This window comes from Streptomyces sp. NBC_01775 (assembly GCF_035917675.1).
Lineage (GTDB): Bacteria > Actinomycetota > Actinomycetes > Streptomycetales > Streptomycetaceae > Streptomyces.
Genome location: NZ_CP109104.1, coordinates 6,559,937 through 6,583,428 on the forward strand (window position 1 = coordinate 6,559,937; position 23,492 = coordinate 6,583,428).

Below are 23,492 nucleotides of genomic sequence, written 5' to 3' on the forward strand. Positions count from 1 at the left end.
AGTACGCACGCCGGCAGCATCCCTCCGTGCCGCCCGAGCCGGCTACGGCGGTCGGCAGGGCGAGGACGGCGGCCAGGCCGCCGACGGAGAGCGCGGGTCCCAGTCGACGTCGAGCAGGCCGAGCCCGTCGCCGCCGAGGAGCGCGAGTACGGCCTGGGCGAAGGCGCGAGTACGGCCCTGGGCGAAGGTGCGTATGGCGTGCTCGGCAGTGGCGCGCCAGAAAGCAGAAGTGGTTATGGAGATATCTCGCCGTGGGTGTTGCCGGGACATTCGCGAGTCCCGCGATTCTCGAATCCCGACGGATTGGTGCTATTGGCTGGTCCGGGAAAACGAAGTCGTTCAGTTTGCATTCCTCGCGGGAATCATCACGTCGATCAGCAGTCCATGGCTCAGCAGCTCGTCACTCGTTCGACGGTAGTGATCCTCCTGTCGCCGGAATCGCCTTTAGCTCGCTTTCTGCGGGAATGCCGTACTCGTCGGACTCCGGACTGGTAAGGAGATTCATGCGTACCCGAACCTCTGTCACGGCTGCGGCGCTCGCCGTACTGGTCACGCTGGGAACTGCGGGAATCGCCGCAGGTGATGCAGCGACGCCCGATAGTCGCGCCTCCCGCACGTTGCACATGAACGATGACCCGCCGTCCCCGGACGGACACGAGTGGAAGGAAGGTTCATATAGCACCAGGATTGCCTGCATCAACCGTGGGGACTGGGGTGTAAAGAACGGGAAGTGGAAGAAATACAAGTGCGTGAACTACCCCCACTGGGAGTACACCGAGCTGTGGGTCCAGGCATAGCGGCTCCGAGGTCCGCCTGAGCCCGGACGTGGTCCGCCTCGGAGTGCTGTAGCGTCCCCGGCCTCATACGCATTTCGTCCTCAGTCTGTCGCCGGGCGACCGGGAAGCGGAGTGCGTCATCCGCTCGTCGACTTCGCGCAGGAGTCGGGGATGCGGTGGGCGAGTACACCGGGCCTGCGCCAGCACCACGTCGACCGTGAAGAGGCGACCGCGTCAATGCGGGAGATCATCGTGGATGACCACGGGAGACTGGTGCGGCAGGCCATGCCGAAGACCACCGCAGGGTTCCGCACGGTGCCCCTCTCGGGGAAAGCGATGGACGCGCTGAAGACGACGGAAGATGTCTGGGGAGTCCATTCGGGGCGCTCCGCACCCGAGGACGGCATGCACGCCGAAGAGCTGACCTTCAAGGGGGCCGAAATCCAGCAAACACCACGAAGAAGGGAAAGCCTCTGAACAACAGGAGGAGCTGCTTGCGACAGACGACCGCGGTTTCGTTCGTACTCCGGTGTCCGACGAGCTTCGAGATCTCCTCGGCGGGGACCCCGTGCTCGCCCAGGCGAGACGAAGCCTGTTCGGAGGCGAATACGAGACCCTTTTCCATCCACTTCGCGCCCGCCCGCCCGCCCGCTTCTGCTGACGGGTCGTGAGGGCTCGCAGTTCCTCGGTGCGAGCTCCGTCGGCCGCGGCGGCGGCTTTCGTGCGCTGTACGATGCCGGGTAAGAAATCGACCATATGCGGGAAGAGCTGTTCGCCCGTATCCCGATGCCGGCCGAGGGTAATCTCTTCTGGCTGCCGGCCGGCGAACCGTCATGGAGCTTCACCGAGCGCATACACGGCGGATGACACCGTGGTTGAGTCCGCCCATCGGGGTGCATGCCGATGGCCGCCCATCGGGGTGCACGCCGCCTCGCGCCTTCGCGTGGGCGTACGACTTCAGGTTCCTGAGTCGACAAAGGCCGGAAGGACGAGCAGTGATCTCGACGCAGGTACGGTCGGACGCCCGCCGTATCCGGGACTTTCATCAGATGCATCACCGGCTGCGGCGCCGTGCTCTGTGACTGTGGATCTCGGCAGCCACGACCTGGGCTGGGCGTGGCCGACACAACGGTGGACCTCTGCCAGCGGGGCATGGCTCCACTGATCGTCTTCGCCGGCTCCACGAGCCCTACGGCGAAGGTACGTATGCCGCGGGGCGAGGCAATCCACTACCGTGAGCGAGCACTTGAGCTCGGCGTGCCCAGCCCGGATGTGCTCGTGGAGCCGAACGCGTGCAACACGGGAGAGAACGTCCGCCTCTCCCGGGCCGTCCTCGAAGAAGCCGGCATCGACGTGGAGTCGGTGCTCTTGGCCGGCAAGCCGTAGGAGGAACGCCGCGCGTACGCCGCAGCACCCAAGCCGTGGGCCGAGGTCTAGATCGTGAGCGCGTGGCCCCGATGAGGTTCGAGGAGACGTGGACTCCCTCGGGGACGCTCAGTTGGTCATCGGCATGTTGGTGGGCGCGCTCCAGCGGCTGCTCCGCTACCCCGAGCAGGGATTCATGATCACGCAGGAGCCGACGGGCCCCGGGCGAGCCCCCAAGCACGCCGTCGGGCTGCTGAGTTGGGCCTCCAAGCAGGTCAACGTGGTACTGCTCCGTTCCGCGCGGGACGCGGGGGCGCTCCCCGTGAGTCGGGGACCCCTGTGTGTGAAAAGTCGAGGCGGGGTCACGTCCGGGTGTTGTGGGGGCTGGGGGCGCGTGCCTTCTGGGGGTGTGTGGTCGTTACCGGGGCTGAAGGCCCGGCCATCGGAATGCCGGGCACTCGGTACCACGAAGGAGAACCCCATGCGCCGATCCCTCGCCACCGCCGCTGCCGTCGCGGCCCTGGTTGTCGCTGTCGTGCCCGCCGCCACGGCACAGGCCGCGGGTCCGGGCCCCAAGAGCGGCTCGGGCAAGGGCGGAGCCGCCAAGAGTGTGGTGGACGTCCTGAAGGGTGTGCCGCCGATCCTCGGCAAGAACGGTCTCAAGAACCGCTGACCGTACGGAACCACGCGCCGCTCGCGGTGCGGACGCCTCGGCCGGGACGGGCCTCAGAGCCGTCCCGGCCTTGTCGTGCGATCGGGCGCACCCGCTCATCAGATGGCGTGAACGGTCGGATGCCGATGGGGCGTTGAGGGTGCGGCCGGACAGACATGGGTGGCATGACCCGTTCGCGAACGAACGTCCGAGAGCCCCGTCTGGCGCGCACAGCACGCGCGGTGGGGCTGCCCCTCCTGGCACTGACGGCACTGGTCGCCGTCCCGCAGGGAGTCGCCGCCCCGCAGGGGGTCGCTGACTCGCAGGGGGTCGCCGCCCCGCAAGGAGCCGTTGCCCCGCGGAGAGCCGCTGACTCGCAGGCGCTGGGGGTCGTCGCGCCCCGTGGCGTGCCGTCCGTCGCGCCGTATCTGTCCATGGGCTGGGGCGATCCGCCCGAGCCCGGTTCGCTGTTGCGCTCGACCCGATCGGATGGTTTCAGCTTCGCCTTCGTTCTGAGCGCGGGCGGTTGTGAGCCCCGCTGGGACGGCAGGCGTCCGCTGAAGGGCGGCCAGGACGAGCGGGCCGTGCGGGCCGTCCGTACGGCGGGCGGCTCGGTGGTGGTCTCCTTCGGCGGCGGGTTGGGCCGCAAGCTGGAGCAGGACTGCCCCACCGAGCGGGCGCTCGCCGGCGCCTACCAGAAGGTGATCAGCGCCTACGGTCTGCGTGCGATCGATGTCGACATCGAACTGGGCGCCTACGACAGCGCGGCGGCCCGGCAGAAGACCGTAGCGGCACTGAAGCGGGTCAAGGCCGCGAACCCCGGGCTGACGGTCTACGTCACGCTGTCGAGCATGCGCGGCGGGCCGGACACCGCGCTGATCGACCACGCCGCGCGGGCGGGACTCGCACCGGATGCCTGGACGGTGATGCCGTTCGCCTTCGAAAAGGGCTCCGGCAGTCCCGGCACCGAGGACATGGGCCGCTCCACCGTACGCGCCGCCGAGGGCCTCAGAGCGAGCCTCCAGGAGGCATATGGCTACAGCGCGACCGAGGCGTACGCGCACAGCGGTATTTCCACCATGAACGGTGTCACCGGGCGCGGCGAGGTCATCACCCCGGCCCACTTCCGCACCATCGCCCGCTACGCCCGCGGCCACCGGCTGGCCCGTCTCGCCTTCTGGTCGGTAAACCGTGACCGCCCTTGTGGGCAGCGCCCGTATCCGGCGGGGGACCGCTGTTCCGGGGTCACACAGAAGCCGTGGGAGTTCAGCAGGGCGCTGACGGCAGGGCGTTGACAGCCGGGCGTTGAGGCGGGCTGTGGGCTGTGGGCTGACGCAGGCTGAGGGCTGGGGGCTGACGCCGACTGGGGCCGAACGCCTGACCCGTCGCCAGTTCTGGGGGCGCGCTTACGCCGAGGGTGTCTCCGTCGGGGCCGCCGCCGCGGGCGCGACAGGCGCCGGCAGCAGGCCGCCCTCGCCGACCGCGGCGCGCATGGACGGCAGCAGCGGGAAGCTGAGGCCGACGGGAGTGACGGCCGGGCCCGCCAGCGACTGGAGGGGAGAAAGAGGCGGGAGAGACCGGGCCGCGAGAGCTGGGGCTGCGGGAGACAGAGCTTCGAGCGTCGGAGCTGTGAGTGACGGGGCCGTGGGAGACGGCGCTGTGGGAGAGGGGGCCGCCGTCTCCGGGGGCGTCGGCTCTTCCGTGGCGGCGGCCTGCTCGTCCGTCAGCTCCTGCTCCGGCTCTCGCCGTATCAGGAAGGCCGCGAAGCCCCCCGCCGCGAAGAGCGCGAAGACCGATACGACGGTGCCCAGCCAACTGGCGCCCAGCCATTGGCCGCCGAGGTAGCCGAGGCCCACGCTGTACGCGGCCCAGGCCAGGCCCGCCAGGGCCGACCAGGGCACGAAGTCGCGGGCGCTGCGGTGCGCGGCGCCCGCCGTCAGGCTGACGACCGAGCGGCCCGCAGGGGCGAAGCGCGCGAGGACGACGAGGGCGCCACCCCCACGGGTGAGGGCCTTCCCGAGCTGTTCCTGCGCGCTGGCCAGCCGCCGGGAGCGGGCGATGGCGCGGTCGAAGCGGGCGCCGCCGCGCCAGGCCAGGCGCCAGGCGACCAGGTCACCCAGGACGGAGGCGACGGCCGCGCACAGCACCAGCAGTGCGACCTCCGCGAGGTGGCCGCTGTCGGCCGCGTGGCGCGTGGCGGCGCTGGGAAGGTCGGCCGCGTCGGCGGCGGTGGTTCCGGCTGCGGCCGTGGCCGCGGCGATCACCAGCACTCCGCTCGGCAGGAGGGGCACGAAGACGTCCAGCAGTACGGATGCCGCGATGACGGCGTAGATCCACGGGGATCCGGTCATCGTCCCCAGGATTTCCAGCACTGCGCTCCCCGTTTCTCCCCTGCCCGACTCTCGTTGCACTGGAGGTTTACCGCCGTACAGCGTACGCCCGGGTCCCCCGCTCAGGGGCGCTGGGTCCACGTGGCGACGCTCGCACCGCACTCCGGGTTACAGATGCACTGAATCGGACCATAGGCGGAACTTGAATCACTGGAGGCCAGCACGATGAGGGCAGCACATCGCAGGGCAGGCGTGGTGGGAGTGATCGCTGTGACGATGGTGACAGCGGTGCTCGCGGGGAGTGGACCGAGTACGGCGAGTGACGCACGCCGTGTGGACGATCAGTTCGTTTCCGTACTGGTGCGCTCCGACCAGTTCTCACCGCCCACCGCCTTCATCCGCCCGGGCGCGGTCACCTACAACTTGCGCAAGGTACCCGCCGGCGCTGACATCCGCGCCGTCCGGCGGGCGACCCGGCACGCGACCTCAGTGGGCATCGTCGTACGGGGCCTGCCCGCGCACCGCACGTACGGCGCGCACGTGCACACCAAGCCGTGCGGCGCACGCCCCGACGACTCGGGGCCGCACTACCAGCACGTCAAGGACCCGGTACAGCCCTCGACCGATCCGCGCTACGCCAACCCGCGCAACGAGGTGTGGCTCGACTTCACGACCAACGCCAAGGGCATTGGCACCGCAACCTCCCGCCACCGCTGGAACTTCCGTGCGGGCGAGGCCAGGTCGATCGTGCTGCACGAGACGGCCACCCACACCGAGCCGGGCCACGCGGGCCAGGCCGGGGCCCGTCTCGCCTGCCTCACGGTGCCGCTGAGTGCTGAGGTCCGGGTGCGCTGAGCCGGCTGCTGAGCACCCGCTCCAGGCTGGAGCGGGGCGTCCCGTCGGGCGCCGATGTCGCGGGGCGTGCCTGGTCGAGCGTGTAGTCGGCGGCGCGGCCGTGCAGGGTCAGCGTCATGATCTGGTTGCCGAACCATGGGCCCCCGGTGCGGCGCCAGGTGAGCGGCGGCTCCTCCGCACGGCCGTGCCGGGCCAGCGCCCGCCCGAGCCACCGGCCGGGGCGGCTCCAGCCGAAGCGGAAGCCGGAGCGCATGATCGCCGGGATGCTGTTGTGCATCGGCGAGCAGGTGAGCTGGACGACACGCGACCTGGGGCCGCCCCCGGCAACCTTGAGGTTGTCGAACTCGGGCTCGGTCACGTAGGCGTGATGCACGTCCCCCGACAGGACGCTGACCGACGCCGGCGCCTCCTGGTCGCTGGCCACCCGCTCGATCAGCTCGGTGAGTGCCCGGAACGAGTGGGGGAAGGCCGGCCAGTGCTCCAGGTCGGCCCGCTGGCGCAGCTTCTCGCTGAACCGTATCCAGCGCTCGCCGCGGGCACCGGCGCACAGCGCGCTGTTCCACACCTCCACCCCGTGCACGGCCGGAGGCAGCAGCCACGGCAGCGAGGAGCCGATGACCAGGTGGTCGACGGCGCCGGAACCTCCGTCGAGCGCCTGCTCGTGCAGCCAGTCCATCTCCTCGTCGTCGACCATCCGGCGCTTGCCTTCGGGCAGCACCCGTCCGGCGCGGGTGTCGACCATCATCAGCCGGACCCGGCCGAAGTCCCTGCGATAGCTCCAGCGGGCCGCCGTGGGGTCGTGGTCGGCGCGCTCGGCGAACTCCCGCAGCGGCCCGGCGCCGTCCCCGCCGTCCTGCCCTGCGGCGCGCACCGTGGCGTACAGGGGGTCCTCGGCCAGCTCGGCGGGGGAGAGGTTGCCCAGGTGCTGGTGGACCCAGTACGAGGTGAGCCCGCCCAGCACCCGCTCGCGCCACCACGAGGTGCCGCGCACCTCGCGCTGCCATGCCTCGCTGGTGTTCCAGTCGTCGATCACGTCGTGATCGTCGAAGATCATGCAGCTGGGGACGGTGGACAGCAGCCAGCGGACCTCGGGATCCAGCCAGGACTCGTAGTACAGCTCGGTGTACTCCTCGAAGTCCGCCACCTGGTCCCACGGGGGCTTCGACAGGTCGCGGCGGCGGCCGAGCTTCTCCCGGACCCGCTCGGAGGTGGCGTCCGCGTAGACCTGGTCGCCCAGCAGGAGCAGGACATCCGGCCGCTCGCCGCCCGCGATGGCCTGCTGGGCGAGCGCGTCCAGCGCGTCGGGGCCCACCGGGTCGTGGCGCGCGTCGGCGGGGCGGGATGCCCAGCGGCAGGAGCCGAAGGCCATCCGGAAGGGCTGCGTCCGGCTCGGCGGCTCCTCGGGCGGGGGCAGCGTACGGATCGCGCTGCGCGGGTGGGGGGAGCCGGGCAGCGGCCACACCTGCTCGCCGTCGAGCGTGACGCTGTACGGCGTCTCGGTGCCCGGCTCCAGGCCGACCACCGTGATCAGCGCGTAGTGGTGCCCTGCGACCTGCCAGGTGCGGGCCGAGCCCCCGGCCGTGGTCCCCTCGCAGTGGACCTCGGCCTCGCAGGGGGCCGCCGCCTCCACCCAGACGGTGGCGGTGTCCTGGTCGACGTAGCGCAGGAGCGGGCCCAGTCGGAGGCCGGTCATGCGGTTCTCCCTCGTCCTCGTCACGCCGTACGGTGCGGATCCTGCACCCGCACCGTACGGAACGAGGGAGCGTTTCTACCAGTTTCCGGACAGGTCCGGTCCGGCGATCAGCAGGTGGTCAGCGTCTTCTTCAGCGCCTCCTTCTCCGGGGCGTCGGCGGTCAGCTTGTACTCGTGCTTGACCCAGATCCACATGCGGACGTATTCGCAGTGGTAGCTGTCCTTGGGGGGCAGCCACTTGGCGGGGTCCTTGTCGCCCTTGGCCTGGTTCACGTTGTCGGTCACCGCGAGGAGCTGGGCGATGTCCAGGTCGTTGGCCAGCTTCTGGCGCTGGTCCTGGGTCCAGCCGGAGGCACCGGAGCGCCACGCCTCGGCGAGCGGGACCATGTGGTCGATGTCCACGTCGCCGGGCTCGGTCCAGGACCCGTCGTCGTAGGGGCTCTTCCAGGTGCCCTTGGTGGGGTAGCAGTCGCTGCCGGTCTCGACGCCTTCGCCGTCCCGCTTGAGCACGGCCTCACGGGTGTTGCAGCCGCTGCCCTGGTCGATCCAGTGCGGGAATTTCTCGCGGGAGTACCCGTCGAGCGAGCCCTCGGCCTTCTCGGTGATGTCACCGAGCATGGTGGTGGCCTCCTGGGCGCTGGGCGGCGCGGGGGGCTCGGCCTGCGCCGTGGCGGTGCCCAGGGTGAGGGCGATCAGCAGACCCGAAAGAGTGGCGGCGAGCGCGATGAGCGGCGCTGTCCAGCGTCGACGCGCGTAGCGGCGGCGGGGGGTTATCCGGTGCCCGTGCGGCATTCGAACTCCCAAGTGGTGGGGGGATGTTGAGCGCTAACAGCGTGACGGTCGTGAGCACGTCACTTCAAGAGCTTGCCCATGATCCGGTGTTCCCCCACACGCGATACACCCATCCGGCCCTCAGACGATGGGAGTTGAGTGCCGGATGCCCACGATGTTCCGATACGCGATCCCTGGTGTTCCCTCACATGTCGGGTTTCTGACCGCTTCCGGGCGCGGGACCGCCCTTCGGGGGCGGGCCGGTGGTACGTGGCGGCTGGTGCCGGATTGCCGGCACCGGATGGTCGGCACGGAATTGCCGGGCACCGGATGGTCGGCGCGGGGTTGCCAGCACCGGATGGTCGGCGCGCGGGATTTCCGGCGTGCGGTTCACACGTCGCTGTGAGGTTCACGGGGCGGCCGTAAGGTGTGCCGGTGCCGCTCGCCGCCGCAGCCCTGCTGCCCGTCACGCCCACCCTCGGGGCCGTCCTGGCCGCCCTGCTGCTCGCCGCCGCCGCGCTCGCCTCGTACGCCCGCCTCACCCAGGACAACGGCCGCCCCTACGCGCGCGCCATCCTCGCCGCCGGGTTGCGGGCCACGGTGCAGCTCGGCGTCGTCTCCCTGGTCATCGGCTGGGCCGTCGGCGCCGTGCCCTCTCTGATCGGTTTCATCCTGGTGATGCTCGGCGTCGCCGTACGGACCGCGGGACGGCGCCTCACCGCCAACCGCACCTGGTGGTGGGCCGCGGTGCCTGTGTGCGCGGGTGTGCTGCCGGTCCTGGCCGTCCTGCTGCTGACCGGGCTCGTTCCGCTGCGGGGCATCGCCCTCATCCCCATCGCCGGGATCCTCACCGGAGGAGCGCTCACCGCGACTGTGCTCGCGGGGCGGCGTGCGCTGGAGGAGCTGACGACGCGGTACGGCGAGGTCGAGGCAGCCCTCGCGCTCGGGCTCCTGGAGCGGGACGCCCGCCTGGAGATCGCCCGGCCCTCGGCGGCCGGGGCGCTGGTGCCCGGCCTCGACCAGACCAGAACGGTGGGGCTCGTCACGCTGCCCGGCGCCTTCGTCGGCATGCTCCTGGGCGGTGCCTCGCCTCTGATGGCCGGGGCTGTACAGCTGTTCGTGCTGGTGGCGCTGCTGTTGGTGCAGGTGGTGGCGGTGGGGGCCGTGCTGGAGCTGATCGCGCTGGGTCGGCTGCATCGCGTACAGTCGGACGCGTCAGAAGGGGAGTAGCTCTTCGCCGGACCGTCGACATACTGGCCCACCTCGGTGGGCCCGGCGCCCGGAGCGAGGTGCCGCGCGGGCGGTTGAGCCGCCCGCCGTGTACCGCGCCAGCGAGACCTTCGGCCGCAGTGTCCTTGCCCGCACGCGTGTGCGGGCACCTACGACGCTGCCGTGCCGGAGAGTGCTCAGCGTCGGCGCGGCAGCCCTTACCGGAGGGATCCCCCCGTGATCAGCCTCACCGTCATCGGCGTGGTCTTCGGCGTCGTCTTCCTCGCCGAACTGCCGGACAAGACGGCCCTGGCCGGGCTGATGCTCGGCACCCGCTACCGGGCGTCCTACGTCTTCGCGGGCGTCGCCGCCGCCTTCCTCGTACACGTCGCGCTCGCCGTCGCGGCGGGCAGCGTCCTCACGCTGCTGCCGCACCGGCTGGTGCAGGGCATCGTGGGCGTGCTCTTCCTGGTGGGCGCGGGTCTGCTGCTGTTCAAGAAGGACGACGAGGACGAGGGCGAGGCGCGCAGGCCCGCCGACCAGTCGTTCTGGAAGGTCGCCGGCAGCGGGTTCATGCTGATCCTCGTCGCGGAGTTCGGCGATCTGACGCAGATCATGACCGCGAACCTCGCGGCCCGCTATGACGACCCTCTCTCGGTGGGGGTCGGCGCGGTCCTCGCGCTGTGGGCGGTGGCCGGACTCGGCATCGTGGGCGGCCGTACGCTCATGAAATACATTCCGCTCCGCCTCATAACCCGCGTTGCCGCGCTCTTGATGCTGGCCCTCGCCGCCTTCAGCCTCTTTGAGGCCGTCGTCCCGTAACCCCCCGCCCGGGAGCCCTTTCCGTCGTGTCGGGACCTCCCACATTCCCGGTGGGGCTGCTCCCTTTTCCAGGTGGGGCTACGCCCTTTGGCGAGCCACCCCCTTCCCCGCCGCAGCGGTGCTCAGCCGGGACGTGCGTGTTCGGCGGTGCCGAGCTGCGTGAGGCCGTGGGGGCACCGCCGGTCCCGCGTCATCGGGGTGTCCGTCGTCGCGGCCGGGCAAGGGCCGCCGTCGCGGCGGGAAGGCGCCGGGCCCTAATGGGGGCGCTCGGCGGGCGCCGGGCGCCGGGAGGCGCGACCGTGGGGGGTATGAGCGGGCAGTACGGGGTGCCGGACACGTATGGGGCGCCGGATACGCACGGGGCGCCGGGCACGCGTTCGGGGGTTCTTCTGCCGATCGGTGCTCTGCTGCTCGGACTGCTGCTCGCCGCGCTCGACCAGACGATCGTGGCGACCGCGCTGCCGACGATCGTCAGCGACCTCGGCGGGATGGATCACCTGTCCTGGGTGGTCACCGCCTACCTCCTGGCGGTGACGGCGGCGACGCCGCTGTGGGGCAAGCTCGGCGACCAGTACGGGCGCAAGCGGCTGTTCCAGGCGGCGATCGTGATCTTCCTGGTGGGCTCGGCGCTGTGCGGCATGGCACAGGACATGACGCAGCTCATCGGCTTCCGCGCGCTTCAGGGTCTGGGTGGCGGCGGGCTGATCACGCTGTCCATGGCGATCGTCGGCGACCTCGTACCGCCCCGGGAGAGGGGCCGCTACCAGGGGCTGTTCGGCGCCGTCTTCGGGACGACCAGCGTGCTCGGCCCGCTGCTGGGCGGCTTCTTCACCGAGCAGCTCAGCTGGCGCTGGGTGTTCTACATCAACCTGCCCATCGGCGCCATCGCCCTGGTCGTGATCGCTCTGGCCCTGCACATTCCCGTGCACGCGCACCGGCACAAGATTGACTACCTCGGCACGTTTCTGATCGCTTCTGTCGCCACCTGCGTGGTACTGGTCACCTCGCTCGGCGGCACCACGTGGGCCTGGCGGTCTGTCGAGGTCTACGGGCTGGGCGCGCTGGCCGTCGTCCTGCTGGTGTGCTTCGTGGTTGTGGAGCGCAAGGCGTCGGAACCGGTCCTTCCGCCGAGCCTGTTCACCGTCCGCAACTTCACGCTGTGCGCGGCCATCAGCTTCGTCATCGGCTTCGCGATGTTCGGCGGCATGACCTATCTGCCGACGTTCCTCCAGGTCGTGCACGGGGTCTCGCCGACGATGTCGGGTGTACACATGCTGCCGATGGTGCTGGGGGTGGTGTTCTCCGCGACCCTCTCGGGCCATCTCATCACCCACACAGGGCACTGGAAGATCTTTCCCGTGCTGGGCACGGCTCTCACCACGCTCGGCCTGCTTCTGCTGCACCGTATGGCCCCGGACAGCTCGCAGTGGGAGATGGGCGCGTACTTCGCGGTGTTCGGCCTGGGCCTGGGCCTGGTGCTCCAGGTGCTGGTGCTGGTCGCGCAGAACGCCGTGCACTACCGCGACCTCGGCGTCGCCACCTCGGGCGTCACCTTCTTCCGCTCCATCGGCGCCTCGGTCGGCGTCGCCGTCTTCGGCGCGGTCTTCGCCTCGCGCCTGGGCGGCAAGCTCGCGGACGCGCTGCGCGGGCAGCGGCTGCCCGGCGGGCTGTCCGCCGGCTCCCTCAAGCGCGATCCGCACTTGGTGAACCGGCTGCCCTCCGCCGAGCGGCGCGGTGTCCTGGAGGCGTACTCCTCCTCGATCACCGATGTCTTCCTGTACGCCTCCCCGCTCGCATTCGTGGCGTTCGTTCTGACGTGGCTGCTGCGCGAGCAGAAGCTGCGGCGCAGCGTGCAGGTGCCCGACGAGAGCGAGACGCTCGGTCCCTGCCCAGTCGAACGCTCCTCGGCGGACGAGGTCGCCCGCGCGCTCTCCCGGCTCAGCACCCACGAGGGGCGGCACGATCTGTACGCGCGGATCGCGGATACGGCCGGCCTGGACCTGACGCCCGCCGCCACCTGGATGATGCTGCGCGTGCACAACGACGGCCCCGTCGAGCCCGCGCGGCTCGCGGACTCGGGGGTGATTCCCCGGCGCGTGATCGCCGAGGGCGCACGGCAGTTGGAGGAGCAGGGGCTCGCGACCCGGGAAGGGCTGAGCCTGATGGCCACCCCGCGCGGCGAACAGGCGGCGCGCGCCCTCTCGGATGCCCGCCAGGAACTGCTGACCGACCTGCTGGGCGACTGGTGGACGGCGGACCGCCCCACGGATCTGACCGAACTGGTGCGGCAGTTGAACGAGGAGACAGGCCGCGCCGAGCCGCCCCGCGCGGCCTAGGTGTGTCGTCGAAGTCCCGTCCGCCCGCCGGGCGGACGGGACTTCGACGACACTCCCCAGTGCCCCTTCCGGCAGGCTTTGCCCGGCCGCGGCACCAGCCTCCCCCGAGAACGCCTCCGTTGGCGGCTTTTCAGGCGAGCTTGACCATGACCGACCTCGACCGCGTATGGTCCAGCACTGGACAGTTGCTGGCGATTCGGGCACGGCTGTCGTGAGCCGGATGGTGGGCGAGGTGCCCAGGGGAGGGGACCGGGATGACGGCGGACGAACGCTGTCCCGAGTGTGGGGAGAGCGCGCGCACGTGCGCGCACGGCGCGGAACACGGCCACGAGCCCGAGGACCCGCTGCACATACGCCCCTACGTACGCCTGACCGAGGTGGGAGAAGGCGACGGGAGCGAGCCGGGACCGGGGCAGATGGCCGCCTCGCCCGGCGACGGGGCATCCGGTGGGACTGATGGTTCCGGGGCATCCGGTGGGGCTCCGGCGGGAGCGCATGTGCCACTGCCCGACCTGTCGCCGTTCGCGCGGCAGGGCACGGACGAGACGGCCGAACTGCCCCCTGTCTCCAGGAAGTCCGGGCCGAAGCGGCGCGTCCCCTTCACGCGCCCGCGTCACTCCGAGCGGCCCGAGGAGCCGTCCGGAGAGCCGTCCGGGGACGCTGGTACGTCCGGGGGCGCCCGTCCGTCCGTCGACGCGGCGGCATCCGAGGGCTCCGGCTTAGGCTCCGGCTCGTCGTCGCCCGCCGTCTCGCACCGGAGGGACGACGGTGAGCGGCGGCGGCCGAGTACGGGAGTGCTGGCGGGCGTCGGCGTGGCCGCTGTCCTGGGCGCCGGGCTGCTGACCACTCAGGTCCTCACCGGCGGCGAGGGAGGCGCGCACGGCGGCGAGGAGCGCGCCCTGCGGCACACGCCGACCGGCGTCCCCACCGACGACGTGCCGCCCTCGTCCTCGCCGTCCCGCGGCAAGAGCCCGGGCAAGAGCGAGCGGCCCTCCGCCGTGCCCTCCCGTCCGAGCGCCTCGGGCACGCCACGCGCCGCGCGGGACGGCGAGGGGCACACCGCCCCGGCGGCCCCCTCCCGGCCCCCCAAGTCCGCCTCCGCCCGGCCGGACAAGACCGCCGAGGACCAGCGCCCCCGGCCCCCGCACCCCGGCTGGCCCGGCCACCCCTCCGAGGGCACGCTGCGTCCCGGCGACTCGGGGACCGAGGTCGCCGAGCTGCAGCGGCGGCTGAAGCAGGCCGGGTTCTACGACCGGGGCGCCGAGGAGGACGGCGTCTACTCGGCAGAGGTCCAGGAGGGCGTCTTCCGCTACCAGGCCCGCTACAGCCTCTTCGACGACGTTCCCGGTGACTACGGCCCGGTTACCCGGCGCCATCTGGAGGCCAGGACCTCGGACTGACGCGGACTGTTTCCCATCAGGCGGAGTTTGTATGATGGAGGAACAAATGGTCCCGCCCGTGTCCCTCACCTGACGGGAGGGGCGTCCCTGACCGGCGGGCGGGCCCATCTGTTCCGCCGTCCGCGACCCGCAGGGAGCCCGCGCATGCCCACTCCGTCGATCACCGTCCGAGGGCTGCTGCTCGACATGGACGGCACGCTGGTCAACTCCGACGCCGTGGTCGCCCGCATCTGGCGCGACTGGGCAGCCGAGCAGGGGCTGGATCCGGACGAGGTGCTCCGCGTCGCCCACGGCCGGCAGGGCCACCTGACGATGGCCATGGTGCTGCCCGAGCGTTCCACGGAGCAGAACCTTGCTGACAACCGCGCGCTCTTGGCCAAGGAGACCGCCGACCTCGAAGGCATCGTTCCGGTCCCCGGCGCCCCCGCCTTCCTCGCGGCGATCGAGCGGCTCCCGCATGCGCTGGTGACCTCGGCCGACCGGGGCCTGTCCACCGCCCGCATGGACGCGGCGCGCCTTCGGATGCCGGAGATCCGCATCACATCCGAGGACGTCAGCGCCAGCAAGCCCGACCCGGAAGGCTTCCTCAAGGGCGCGGCGGAACTGGGCTTCCTGCCCGCAGAGTGCGCCGTCTTCGAGGACTCAGGAGCGGGCATCGCCGCCGGGCTGGCGGCCGGTATGTCCGTCGTCGGCGTCGGCCCGCGCGCCGCCGCACACGGCCCGACCGCACACGTGCCCGACCTGGAGGCGGTCCGGGCCGAGCCGCTCCAGGACGGCCGGGTGCGCCTCAGCTTCCGCGACTGAGCCCGTACGCCGCGCACGTCCCCGCCCCTCCCGGAGCGGGGTGGCCGTGCGCCGCTCGGGTCCCGTAGTCGCTCGGGCCTCGTGCGCTGCTCAGGTCTTGTGCGCTGCTCGGGCGGGGCCTGCCGCTACTTGGGCTGCGCCTGCTGGACGACCTCGAAGGACCAGGTCTCCGAGCCGGTGGCGGCCGGCTTGGGGCGTTCCTTCGCTTCATCCGGTGAGCCGGTCTGGTGGGCCTGCTTCATGGAGCCGTTCATCCACGCCTCGAACGACTCCTCGTCCCGCCAGCGGGTGTACACGAGGTAGCGGTCGGTGCCGTCGACGGGACGCAGGAGTTCGAACCACTCGAAGCCGTCGGAGCCCTCCACGGCACCGGCGCGCGAGGCGAAGCGCTTTTCGAGGGTTTCCCGCTGGTCGGCCGGGACGGTCAGGACGTTGATCTTGACTACGCTCATGGGGCCATCCTGCCGCAAAGGTGATCCTCGGCGGGCCTCCGGGGTTGGCCCGAAGTGCCGTTGTGGCGTTGCCGGACGCTCAAGGCCGCATGAGCGCGCCTCCGGATGCTGCACTGCCGGACTGACCGTGACCTTGGACAGGTCTCGAACTCCGCGCCGGACGCGACGGCGAGGCGGGCGTGACGCCGAGGGGGCGCGACGGTGAGGCGGTGCCGCCCGCGAAGCGGGGAACGGGCCGCGTGCCGTCGTGCGGCACCCCTCCCCGCGCTGTGAGCGGACGCCGGCCGTCTCAGGCGGGCGGCCGGTGGTCCAGCAACACACCTGTCACAGGCGGGAGTTCGAACCGCCCGAAACCGTCCGCGCACTCGCGAAGCCCTTGCGCGCGACGAAGCGCTGCTCCAGAATTTTCCGCCGTTCGCCGGGCACAGTCAGCGCGTTGATCTTCACAATGTTCACGAGCCCATCCGGTCTCAGCCCGTGAAGAGTGTGCTAATTCCCCAAAGACGCGGACACCCCTTACAAAAAGGCTGGTCTGGGTCTCCCCAAGCGTGGCGCCGGAGCAGTCAGGTAGCGAGTAGGTTTCTTGCGTCTGACCTCCCGGGTCGGGTGACCCGGATCAGGTGGGGATCGGCGGACAGGACGGAGACGGCGGGGCGTGGCGGCGGAATCGGCGGCGGACAGGCCGGACAGGGGCGGGCAATATCGACGGCTGGCCCGGCAGATGGGCTCGCATATGGGCTCGCGCTCGGGGATGGCCCTGGTAGGCCTGTGGCTCCTCGCGCTCGCGCTGGCGGCCCGGCAGGCGGCGGTGGTGCTGCGCATGCCGCAGGAAGACCGGCTGGTCGATCTGTTCGCCTGGATCGGGGACAACGGAGTCCTGCGCGTGCACGGCTCCCTCTACGACGGGGACACCCCCTTCACGGGGACGCCGTTCGCGGGCCTGGTGCTCAAGCCGCTCGTGCACTCCGCCGAGCGCGGCCTGGGCGTGGCTTGGACGTTCGGCACGATGCTCCTGGTCGCCGCCGTCGGGGTGGTGGCGGCGCGTGCCCTGCCCGAGCCCGTCTCCAGCCGGACGGCGCGCTTCGCGGTGCCGGTCGCGCTGAGCCTGCTGGTGATCTCGGTGCCGGTGCGCAACACCTTCCACCTGGGCCAGACCAGCATCCTGCCGGTGCTGCTCGTGCTGGCGGGCTGGCTGCTCAAGGGCGACAGGAGACAGGCCGGCGGCGTCCTCATCGGTGTCGCGGGCGCCCTCCAGCCCGCCACGCTGCTGTTCGTTCCGCTGCTGTGGCTGACCGGGCGCCGCCCGGCGGCCCTCGCCGGCGCGGGCACGTTCCTGGCCTGCACGCTGGCCACCTGGGTGGCCATGCCCAGCGACTCGTGGATGTACTGGATACATCACCTCGCCGGGGCGGGGCTGGGCGATCCGGCCGACGCGACGGCCAACCAGTCGCTGCACGGCGCCCTGTTGCGTGTCGGTCTGCGCGGCCCGGGCGAAGTGGCGCTGCTGCTCGTGCTGGTGGTGGCGGTCGGGGTGCTGGCTGTGCGCCGCGCGGTGCGCTACGCCCGTGACGGGCAGCCGCTGCTGGCCGCGGCGATCGCCGGGTGCGCCGCCGTCGCCGTCTCGCCGACCGCCTGGCAGCACCAGCAGCTGTGGGTGCTGCTGGCGGTCGTGGGCCGGGTGGGCAGACGCAGCGGCGACCGGCTGATGTGGCCGGTGTTCGTGGTCATGGTGATGACCCTGGACGGCTCGGCGCTGGTGCCCAAGGTCGCGGCCTTCGGAGTGCTGGGCGGCAACGCGGTGCTGCTGGCCGCCCTGTTGGCGGCCTGCGCCATCCCCTTCCTCACGCGCACCTCCCCTGTGTGGGACAGCCCGGTGCCCTCGGGCCCCCTCAGCCGCCCCAACCTGATGCTGGAGCTGCTGCTGATCCGTGTCGGATACTGGGCGTATTCGTACGTCCGTGGCCACGCGCCCGACTCCCGCTCGCTGGCGGAGGGGCACGGGGATCAGATCCTGCGCCTGGAGTCGTTCCTTCACATCGACATGGAGCACAGCCTCAACAAGCTGGCGGTGCGCACCGGATGGCTGCGCGATTTCGCGGACTTCTACTACACGACGTTCCACTTCCTGGTGCCCATCGCGCTGCTGGCCTGGCTGTATGTGCGCAAAGCGCCGCAGTACCGCACGGCGCGCACGGCGCTGAGCTTCGCCACGCTGCTGGGCCTGGTCGGCTTCTGGCTCTACCCGCTGGCGCCGCCGCGGCTGATGCCGGGCCTCGGCTACATCGACACGGCGCACGGCCCGCAGGATCTGTCCAACCCGGACTTCGGGGCGCTGACGCAGCTGTCCAACCAGTACGCGGCGATGCCTTCGCTGCATGTGGGCTGGTCGCTGTGGTGTGCGCTGATCATCTTCAAGATGACGAAGAACTGGTGGCTCAGAGCGCTGGGTGCGCTGTATCCGGCGCTGACGACGTTCGTGGTGATGGCCACCGCCAACCACTACCTGCTGGACGCGGCCGGCGGTGTCCTGGTCGTCGCGGCCGGCTTCCTCGGCCAGCGGCTGCTCGCCAGGACGCGGGAGGGGGAGCCGCAGGAGGCCGCCCCCGAGGCCGGGCCCCCGGCGTCCGCCGCCGTGGCGGGCCCGGAGGGCGGGAAGCCCGGGAAGCCGGAGGAGGCAGGGAAGCCAGAGGGGCCAGGGAAGACGGGGGAGCCGGTGGAGGCCGACGAGCCCGTGGAGGTGCCCGCGGGCGGGGTCAGCCGTGCAGCTTCAGACCTTTCGTCGTCCGGTCCACCGCGTTCCGGGGACCGTAGACCGCCAGCCCGGCGAGAGTGAGCTTGCCGGCCTCCACGGCGCGCACGGCGGCGCGGTTGTCCGCGTCGTTGCCGGTGGCGAACAGCTCGTCGGTGTAGACGGCGGTGGCCAGGCCGCGGGAGAGGGCGCGGCCGTGCACCGTGGCGAGTTCCTCGGCGTCGGCGGCGAAGCACAGCACCGGCTCGCGGAACATGGGCAGGTAGCGGTTGCCGGAGCCGTCCTCGTAGGGCTCGCCCATCACCTCGTCGGTGGCGGTCGCGATCCCGCCGGCCAGGAACGCGGTCACATTGAGCTTCTGCCAGTCCGCCAGGCCGGAGCGGACGATCACGGCGATCTTCGTATCGGAACGCATGGGCTGATCCTGCTCCATGCCAGGTCAGCGGTCTTGAACGCTTGTGCGGGCCGCTCCGCGCGGTGGCAGACTGGCTTGTATGACGGGGATGGTGGGCGCGCGCGAGGCGGCCGACAAGGACTGGGTGCGCTACTGGCGTGCTCCGGACCGGCCGATGGAGGCCATGCGCGCGCACTTCACGGGGCACGTCTTCCACCGGCACAGCCATGACGCCTACTCCTTCGCGGTCACGGAGACCGGCGCGCAGCGCTTCCGCTGCCGGGGCGGGGACCACACCAGTGGCGAGGGCATGGTGATGGCCTTCAATCCGGACGACCCGCACGACGGGGAGGCCGCGGCGGCCGACGGCTTCACCTACCGCATCGTGCATCTGGGCCCCGGACTGGTGCGTTCCGTCCTCACCGACGCGGCAGGCCGCGACGCTTCGATGCCGCTGTTCCCCCATCCGGTGCGCGAGGACCCGGTGCTGCGGCAGGCGCTGCTGCGGCTCCACGCGGCGCTGGTGGGGGGCGCGGCGGCGGGAGCGCTGGCACGCGACGAGCGGCTGACGGAAACGGTCCTGGCCATGGTGCGGCGCGGGGCCCGCACTCCGGTGCGTCCCGCCATGGCGCGCGCGGGATCCGCTTCGGTGCGCCGGGTCCGCGAACTGCTCGAGGCCGACTGGGCGCTGGACGTCCCGGCCGAGCGGCTTGCCGAGGCCGCCGGATGCAGCCGCTTCGCGCTCTACCGCGCCTTCCGCGCCGAGATGGGCATGCCGCCCAGCGACTTCCAGCGCCAGCTGCGGCTGCGCGCCGCCCGGCGGATGATGGCGGGCGGCAGCTCGGCGGCGGAGGCCGCCGCGGCGTGCGGCTTCGCCGACCAGAGCCATCTGCACCGCTGGTTCGTGCGCTCCTACGGCATCACGCCAGGCGTCTACGCACGCGCATAGCTCCACACTCCGGTCCCGCCGTTGAAACCTCTCCTCATCTGCGCTCCGCCCCCGTTCAAACCCCGCTCCGGGTGCCGCCGCGTTCCGAACGGCCGGATGCTTCAGGAGTAGTTGACGCGCAGCTCCTTGATGCCGTTGATCCAGGCGGAGCGGAGCCTGCGCGGGGGCGGACCTTCGAGGGTGATGCCGGGCACGAGGTCGGCTATGGCGTTGAAGATGAGGTTGATCTCCAGGACGGCGAGGTTCTTGCCGAGGCAGAAGTGGGGTCCTCCGCCGCCGAAGCCCAGGTGGGGGTTGGGATCGCGGGTGATGTCGAAGGAGCCCGGGTCCTCGAAGACTTCGGGGTCGTTGTTGGCGGAGGAATAGAAGATCCCGACGCGCTGTCCGGCGGAGATCTTCTGTCCGCCCAGCTCGGTGTCCTGGGTGGCGGTGCGCTGGAAGGAGACCACAGGTGTGGCCCAGCGGACGATCTCCTCCGCCGTGGTCTGGGGCCGCTCGCGCCGGAAGAGTTCCCACTGGCCGGGGTGGGTGAGGAAGGCGTGCATGCCGTGGCTGATGGCGTTGCGGGTGGTCTCGTTGCCCGCGACGGCCAGGAGGATCACGAAGAAGCCGAACTCGTCGGAGTTGAGGTTGCCCTCGCCCTCCGCCGCGACGAGCTGGCTGACGATGTCCTTGGCGGGGCACTCCTTGCGCGTCTCGGCCATGGTCATCGCGTAGGAGACCAGCTCGGCGGCCGACTGGGCGCCGATCTCCTCGGTGATGGCGTACTCGGGGTCGTCGTAGGCGACCATCTTGTTCGACCAGTCGAAGATGCGGGAGCGGTCCTCCTGCGGGACGCCGATCAGCTCGGCGATGGCCTGGAGGGGGAGTTCGACGGCGATGTCGGTGACGAAGTCCCCGCTGCCGCGTTCCTTGGCGCCCTCGACGATCTTGGCCGCGCGTCGGCGCAGCGTGTCTTCCAGGGCGCGGATGGCCCGGGGCGTGAAGCCGCGCTGCACGATCTGGCGGACCCGGGTGTGCTCGGGCGGGTCCATGTTCAGCATGATCAGCTTCTGGACGTCTATCTGGTCGCGGGTCATGCGGTCGTTGAACCGGATGACGGCGGTGTTGGTGTTGGAGGAGTAGATCTCCGGGTGGACGGAGACCTCCTTGACGTCGGCGTGCCGTGTCACCACCCAGTAACCCTCGTCCCCGAAGCCGGCCGCGCCGTGCGGCTGCTGGTTCCACCACACCGGGGCTGTCTCCCGCAGGAGGGCGAACTCCGGTACGGGTACGCGCTGTTCGTAGACATCCGGGTCGGTGAAGTCGAACCCGTCGGGCAGCGCGGGGCAGGAGGACATCGGCAGCTCCACTCCATGTCTGACGGCCCATCAGAATTGCCCCGAAGGTAGTAACGGGTTCTACAAGTGGCAAGGGTCACGGCGGCAGTTCTTGCGTGCGGAAGGTGTGCCGGACTCATGCACGCCCCTTGCGCGGCGGGCGCGGGCTCATAAGACTGTTTCAAGAACTAGAACGCGTACTAGTTGGGCTGGAGAGGACGACTCATGGCCGCCGAACCCGTCATCGTCGAAGCGGTACGCACTCCCATCGGCAAGCGCGCAGGCGCGCTCGCGAATCTGCACCCCGCCTACCTGCTGGGGGAGACCTACCGCGAACTCCTCGGCCGCACGGGCATACACGCCGACTGCGTCGAGCAGATCGTCGGCGGCACCGTCACCCATGCGGGTGAGCAGTCCATGAACCCGGCCCGCAACGCCTGGCTGGCAGTCGGGCTCCCCTACGAGACGGCCGCGACCACCGTCGACTGCCAGTGCGGCTCCTCCCAGCAGGCCAACCACATGGTCGCCAACATGGTCGCCGCCGGTGTCATCGACGTCGGCATCGGCTGCGGCGTCGAGGCCATGTCCCGCGTGCCGCTGGGCAGCGGCTCCAAGCACGGCCCCGGGAAGCCCTGGCCGGACGAGTGGAACGTCGACCTGCCCAACCAGTTCGAGGCCGCGGAGCGCATCGCGCGGGCGCGCGGGCTCACTCGCGAGCGCGTCGACTCCCTCGGCCTCCTGTCCCAGGAACGCGCCGCCACCGCCTGGGCCGAGGAGCGCTACAAGCGCGAGACGTTCGCCGTCCAGGTCCCCACCACGGAGGAGGAACAGGCGGCGGGCCAGGGCATGTGGCGCCTCGTCGACCGCGACGAGGGGCTGCGGGACACGACCATGGAAGGGCTGGCCGGGCTCAAGCCCGTCATGCCGGCGGCCGTGCACACCGCGGGCAACTCCTCGCAGATCTCCGACGGCGCCGCCGCCGTCATGTGGGCCTCCAAGCGCATGGCCAGGGCGCTCAAGCTGCGGCCCCGCGCCAGGATCGTCGCGCAGGCACTGGTCGGCGCCGACCCGCACTTCCATCTCGACGGGCCGATCGACGCCACCCGCGCGGTGCTCGGCAAGGCCGGGATGTCACTCAAGGACATCGACCTCGTGGAGGTCAACGAGGCGTTCGCCTCCGTCGTGCTGTCCTGGGCACAGGTCTTCGAACAGGATCTGGAGAAGGTGAATGTGAACGGCGGGGCCATCGCCCTCGGCCACCCCGTGGGGGCGACGGGCGCCCGCCTGATCACGACGGCGCTGCACGAACTGGAGCGGCATGACAAGGAGTTCGCCCTCATCACGATGTGCGCGGGCGGCGCGCTGTCGACGGCCACCATCTTGCAGAGGTTGTGAGGGGGCTGCGAGGGGGCGCTCGGTGGATGGGCGGGGGCGTGGTTCCCTAGTGCTCCTCCCGGCAAGCTTTGCCCTGTCGCGTCGTCCGGCATGCACTCCCCCAAGCTCTCCGAGCAGGGGGGTGCCCCCAGCGGTGTTGGCCAAAAGCTCTGGTAGATCCTTCCTCAAGTTCTCAGCTTCTCCCCCGGCCTTCGGCCGGGAGGCGCTCCCAGGGCAGGGGGGACCCCGATCAAGGGCTTCCGGCCGCCTTGCGATCGCACGTACCGGACGACGCTTCTTGACGGGCAAACATTGCCGGTCACGGCACTAGCAGGTGAGCCCGTAGCCGGGCCGGGTGCGGAGTTCGTGGGTGAAGCCGATGTACAGCTCCACGCGGTGCCGCATCTGGTCCGGGTTGGCGCCGCCGCACTCGTTGGGCCCGTTCAGCGAGCGGATCGTCTCCCCGAAGCCGTAGCCGCGCACCATCGCGTGGTGGCCGGTCATCGTGCCCGGGCCCTTCTGCGTGTTCCAGTACCAAAGCGCGGTGGCCCAGGCGACCTTCGGGTCCTTCTCGACGAGCGAGGGATTGCCCAGCAGGTCGAGGCCGAGGGCGTCCCCGGCCGCCTTGTAGTTGAAGTTCCAGCTCAGCATGATCGCGCCGCGCCCGTAGTAGGCGGCCTCCCCTGCGGGACAGCCGTACGGCTTGGTCTCGTCGCAGGTGTCGGCCGGGGGCACCTGTGTGGTGACGTAGCGCAGCGCGCCCGTCTCGTGGCTGACGTTCGCCAGGAACGCGGCGGCCTCCCGCGCCCGCACGGCACGTGGTCCGGTGCGGGCGAAGCGCGGGTACGTCTTCGTCGCCTCGATGAGCCCCTCGTAGGTGAAGAACGGATCCCGCTCGGGGAACATCCGCTCGAACTGCCGCTCACTCACCACGAATCGCTCGCCGTGGTTGCCGGGGGTGCTGTGCTCGCCGGGGTGGTGCGGGTGGCCGGGCTGGGCGTGCTGTGAGTGCTGTGCGTGCCCCGGGCGGTGGCGGCCTTCCTCGGCCGTGGCACCCCCGGTGCTCGCCAGAAGCCCGACCAGCGTGGCCAGTACGACAACGAGCAGTCCCGGCGTACGTCTTCTGTGCACGTGCATCCTCCTGAACGCGACGACCGACATCCGGCGCGGAGAGAATACGACTCCGGACAGGATTGGTACAGACCATTCATTGGCTGGGGTTGAGCCAGGGGGCGGCTGGTCG

At 71.0% G+C, this 23,492-nt stretch carries 23 protein-coding genes; 14 read left to right on the forward strand and 9 right to left on the reverse strand.

The window, feature by feature from the left end; genetic code table 11:
- Window positions 1-42: 42 nt before the first annotated feature.
- Entirely contained in the window at window positions 43-270 is a 228-nt protein-coding gene (locus OHB04_RS29190; protein WP_326690612.1) for a holin, read from the reverse strand.
- Between the two features lie 233 nt (window positions 271-503).
- Here OHB04_RS29190 and OHB04_RS29195 point away from each other — a divergent pair, with 233 nt between their 5' ends.
- The 5 genes from OHB04_RS29195 (at window position 504) to OHB04_RS29215 (ending at window position 4,088) form a co-directional block, all read left to right on the forward strand.
- A complete protein-coding gene (locus tag OHB04_RS29195; RefSeq protein WP_326690613.1) occupies window positions 504-797 on the forward strand; it encodes a hypothetical protein in 294 nt (97 codons plus the stop codon).
- Between the two features lie 216 nt (window positions 798-1,013).
- The gene (locus OHB04_RS29200) at window positions 1,014-1,253 is read left to right on the forward strand and encodes a hypothetical protein (protein ID WP_326690614.1); all 240 of its coding nucleotides are present in this window, start codon (window positions 1,014-1,016) and stop codon (window positions 1,251-1,253) included.
- Between the two features lie 675 nt (window positions 1,254-1,928).
- Window positions 1,929-2,162 carry an ElyC/SanA/YdcF family protein gene (locus tag OHB04_RS41960; RefSeq protein WP_442814974.1) on the forward strand — a complete coding sequence of 78 codons (234 nt, stop codon included), beginning with the start codon at window positions 1,929-1,931 and terminating at the stop codon, window positions 2,160-2,162.
- 460 nt (window positions 2,163-2,622) lie between these two features.
- On the forward strand, window positions 2,623-2,814 hold the full coding sequence (locus OHB04_RS29210; protein WP_326693145.1) for a hypothetical protein: 192 nt from the start codon (window positions 2,623-2,625) through the stop codon (window positions 2,812-2,814).
- A 164-nt stretch (window positions 2,815-2,978) separates the two neighbouring features.
- Window positions 2,979-4,088: a chitinase gene (locus tag OHB04_RS29215; protein WP_326690615.1), complete on the forward strand. Its 1,110-nt coding sequence runs from the start codon at window positions 2,979-2,981 to the stop codon at window positions 4,086-4,088.
- 111 nt (window positions 4,089-4,199) lie between these two features.
- Here the strand turns inward: OHB04_RS29215 and OHB04_RS29220 are convergent, their stop codons facing one another.
- Entirely contained in the window at window positions 4,200-5,144 is a 945-nt protein-coding gene (locus tag OHB04_RS29220; protein ID WP_326808627.1) for a DedA family protein, read from the reverse strand.
- A gap of 312 nt (window positions 5,145-5,456) precedes the next feature.
- Here OHB04_RS29220 and OHB04_RS29225 point away from each other — a divergent pair, with 312 nt between their 5' ends.
- Window positions 5,457-5,978, forward strand: a complete 522-nt coding sequence (locus OHB04_RS29225) for a superoxide dismutase family protein (RefSeq protein WP_326690617.1) — start codon at window positions 5,457-5,459, stop codon at window positions 5,976-5,978.
- Here the strand turns inward: OHB04_RS29225 and OHB04_RS29230 are convergent.
- Window positions 5,941-7,671 carry an alkaline phosphatase D family protein gene (locus tag OHB04_RS29230; RefSeq protein ID WP_326690618.1) on the reverse strand — a complete coding sequence of 577 codons (1,731 nt, stop codon included), beginning with the start codon at window positions 7,669-7,671 and terminating at the stop codon, window positions 5,941-5,943. The genes OHB04_RS29225 and OHB04_RS29230 overlap by 38 nt on opposite strands.
- A 107-nt stretch (window positions 7,672-7,778) precedes the next feature.
- Window positions 7,779-8,462, reverse strand: coding sequence for an HNH endonuclease family protein (locus OHB04_RS29235; RefSeq protein ID WP_326690619.1), 684 nt, complete (start codon window positions 8,460-8,462; stop codon window positions 7,779-7,781).
- A gap of 408 nt (window positions 8,463-8,870) precedes the next feature.
- Between OHB04_RS29235 and OHB04_RS29240 the strand changes: the two genes are divergently transcribed.
- The 5 genes from OHB04_RS29240 to OHB04_RS29260 all read left to right on the forward strand — a co-directional run bounded on the left by OHB04_RS29240 (window position 8,871) and on the right by OHB04_RS29260 (window position 15,012).
- Window positions 8,871-9,671, forward strand: a complete 801-nt coding sequence (locus tag OHB04_RS29240; protein ID WP_326690620.1) for an ABC transporter permease — start codon at window positions 8,871-8,873, stop codon at window positions 9,669-9,671.
- 216 nt (window positions 9,672-9,887) lie between these two features.
- Window positions 9,888-10,472: a TMEM165/GDT1 family protein gene (locus OHB04_RS29245; protein WP_326808628.1), complete on the forward strand. Its 585-nt coding sequence runs from the start codon at window positions 9,888-9,890 to the stop codon at window positions 10,470-10,472.
- 308 nt (window positions 10,473-10,780) lie between these two features.
- Window positions 10,781-12,808 carry an MDR family MFS transporter gene (locus tag OHB04_RS29250; protein WP_326808629.1) on the forward strand — a complete coding sequence of 676 codons (2,028 nt, stop codon included), beginning with the start codon at window positions 10,781-10,783 and terminating at the stop codon, window positions 12,806-12,808.
- A gap of 254 nt (window positions 12,809-13,062) precedes the next feature.
- Window positions 13,063-14,208 carry a peptidoglycan-binding domain-containing protein gene (locus tag OHB04_RS29255; protein WP_326808630.1) on the forward strand — a complete coding sequence of 382 codons (1,146 nt, stop codon included), beginning with the start codon at window positions 13,063-13,065 and terminating at the stop codon, window positions 14,206-14,208.
- Window positions 14,209-14,352: 144 nt separating this feature from the next.
- The gene (locus tag OHB04_RS29260) at window positions 14,353-15,012 is read left to right on the forward strand and encodes an HAD-IA family hydrolase (RefSeq protein ID WP_326690624.1); all 660 of its coding nucleotides are present in this window, start codon (window positions 14,353-14,355) and stop codon (window positions 15,010-15,012) included.
- A 125-nt stretch (window positions 15,013-15,137) separates the two neighbouring features.
- On the opposite strand, the gene OHB04_RS29265 is transcribed toward OHB04_RS29260, so the two are convergent.
- Complete coding sequence (locus OHB04_RS29265; protein ID WP_326690625.1) at window positions 15,138-15,464, reverse strand: antibiotic biosynthesis monooxygenase family protein; 327 nt, start codon at window positions 15,462-15,464, stop codon at window positions 15,138-15,140.
- 324 nt (window positions 15,465-15,788) lie between these two features.
- A complete protein-coding gene (locus OHB04_RS29270) occupies window positions 15,789-15,920 on the reverse strand; it encodes a hypothetical protein (RefSeq protein WP_326808631.1) in 132 nt (43 codons plus the stop codon).
- A gap of 199 nt (window positions 15,921-16,119) precedes the next feature.
- Between OHB04_RS29270 and OHB04_RS29275 the strand changes: the two genes are divergently transcribed.
- Window positions 16,120-18,297: a phosphatase PAP2 family protein gene (locus tag OHB04_RS29275; RefSeq protein ID WP_442814975.1), complete on the forward strand. Its 2,178-nt coding sequence runs from the start codon at window positions 16,120-16,122 to the stop codon at window positions 18,295-18,297.
- On the opposite strand, the gene OHB04_RS29280 is transcribed toward OHB04_RS29275, so the two are convergent.
- Window positions 18,218-18,628, reverse strand: a complete 411-nt coding sequence (locus OHB04_RS29280) for a DUF2000 domain-containing protein (protein ID WP_326690626.1) — start codon at window positions 18,626-18,628, stop codon at window positions 18,218-18,220. The two genes, OHB04_RS29275 and OHB04_RS29280, sit on opposite strands and share 80 nt — an antisense overlap.
- A 79-nt stretch (window positions 18,629-18,707) precedes the next feature.
- Between OHB04_RS29280 and OHB04_RS29285 the strand changes: the two genes are divergently transcribed.
- The gene (locus OHB04_RS29285; protein WP_326690627.1) at window positions 18,708-19,556 is read left to right on the forward strand and encodes an AraC family transcriptional regulator; all 849 of its coding nucleotides are present in this window, start codon (window positions 18,708-18,710) and stop codon (window positions 19,554-19,556) included.
- Window positions 19,557-19,657: 101 nt separating this feature from the next.
- Here OHB04_RS29285 and OHB04_RS29290 read toward each other — a convergent pair whose 3' ends face one another.
- Window positions 19,658-20,896 (reverse strand): cytochrome P450, encoded by a 1,239-nt coding sequence (locus tag OHB04_RS29290; protein ID WP_326690628.1) that lies wholly within the window; start codon window positions 20,894-20,896, stop codon window positions 19,658-19,660.
- A 204-nt stretch (window positions 20,897-21,100) separates the two neighbouring features.
- Here OHB04_RS29290 and OHB04_RS29295 point away from each other — a divergent pair, with 204 nt between their 5' ends.
- Window positions 21,101-22,270, forward strand: a complete 1,170-nt coding sequence (locus OHB04_RS29295; protein WP_326808632.1) for a steroid 3-ketoacyl-CoA thiolase — start codon at window positions 21,101-21,103, stop codon at window positions 22,268-22,270.
- A 306-nt stretch (window positions 22,271-22,576) separates the two neighbouring features.
- On the opposite strand, the gene OHB04_RS29300 is transcribed toward OHB04_RS29295, so the two are convergent.
- Window positions 22,577-23,386 carry a chitinase gene (locus OHB04_RS29300; protein ID WP_327392099.1) on the reverse strand — a complete coding sequence of 270 codons (810 nt, stop codon included), beginning with the start codon at window positions 23,384-23,386 and terminating at the stop codon, window positions 22,577-22,579.
- Between the last annotated feature and the right edge of the window lie 106 nt (window positions 23,387-23,492).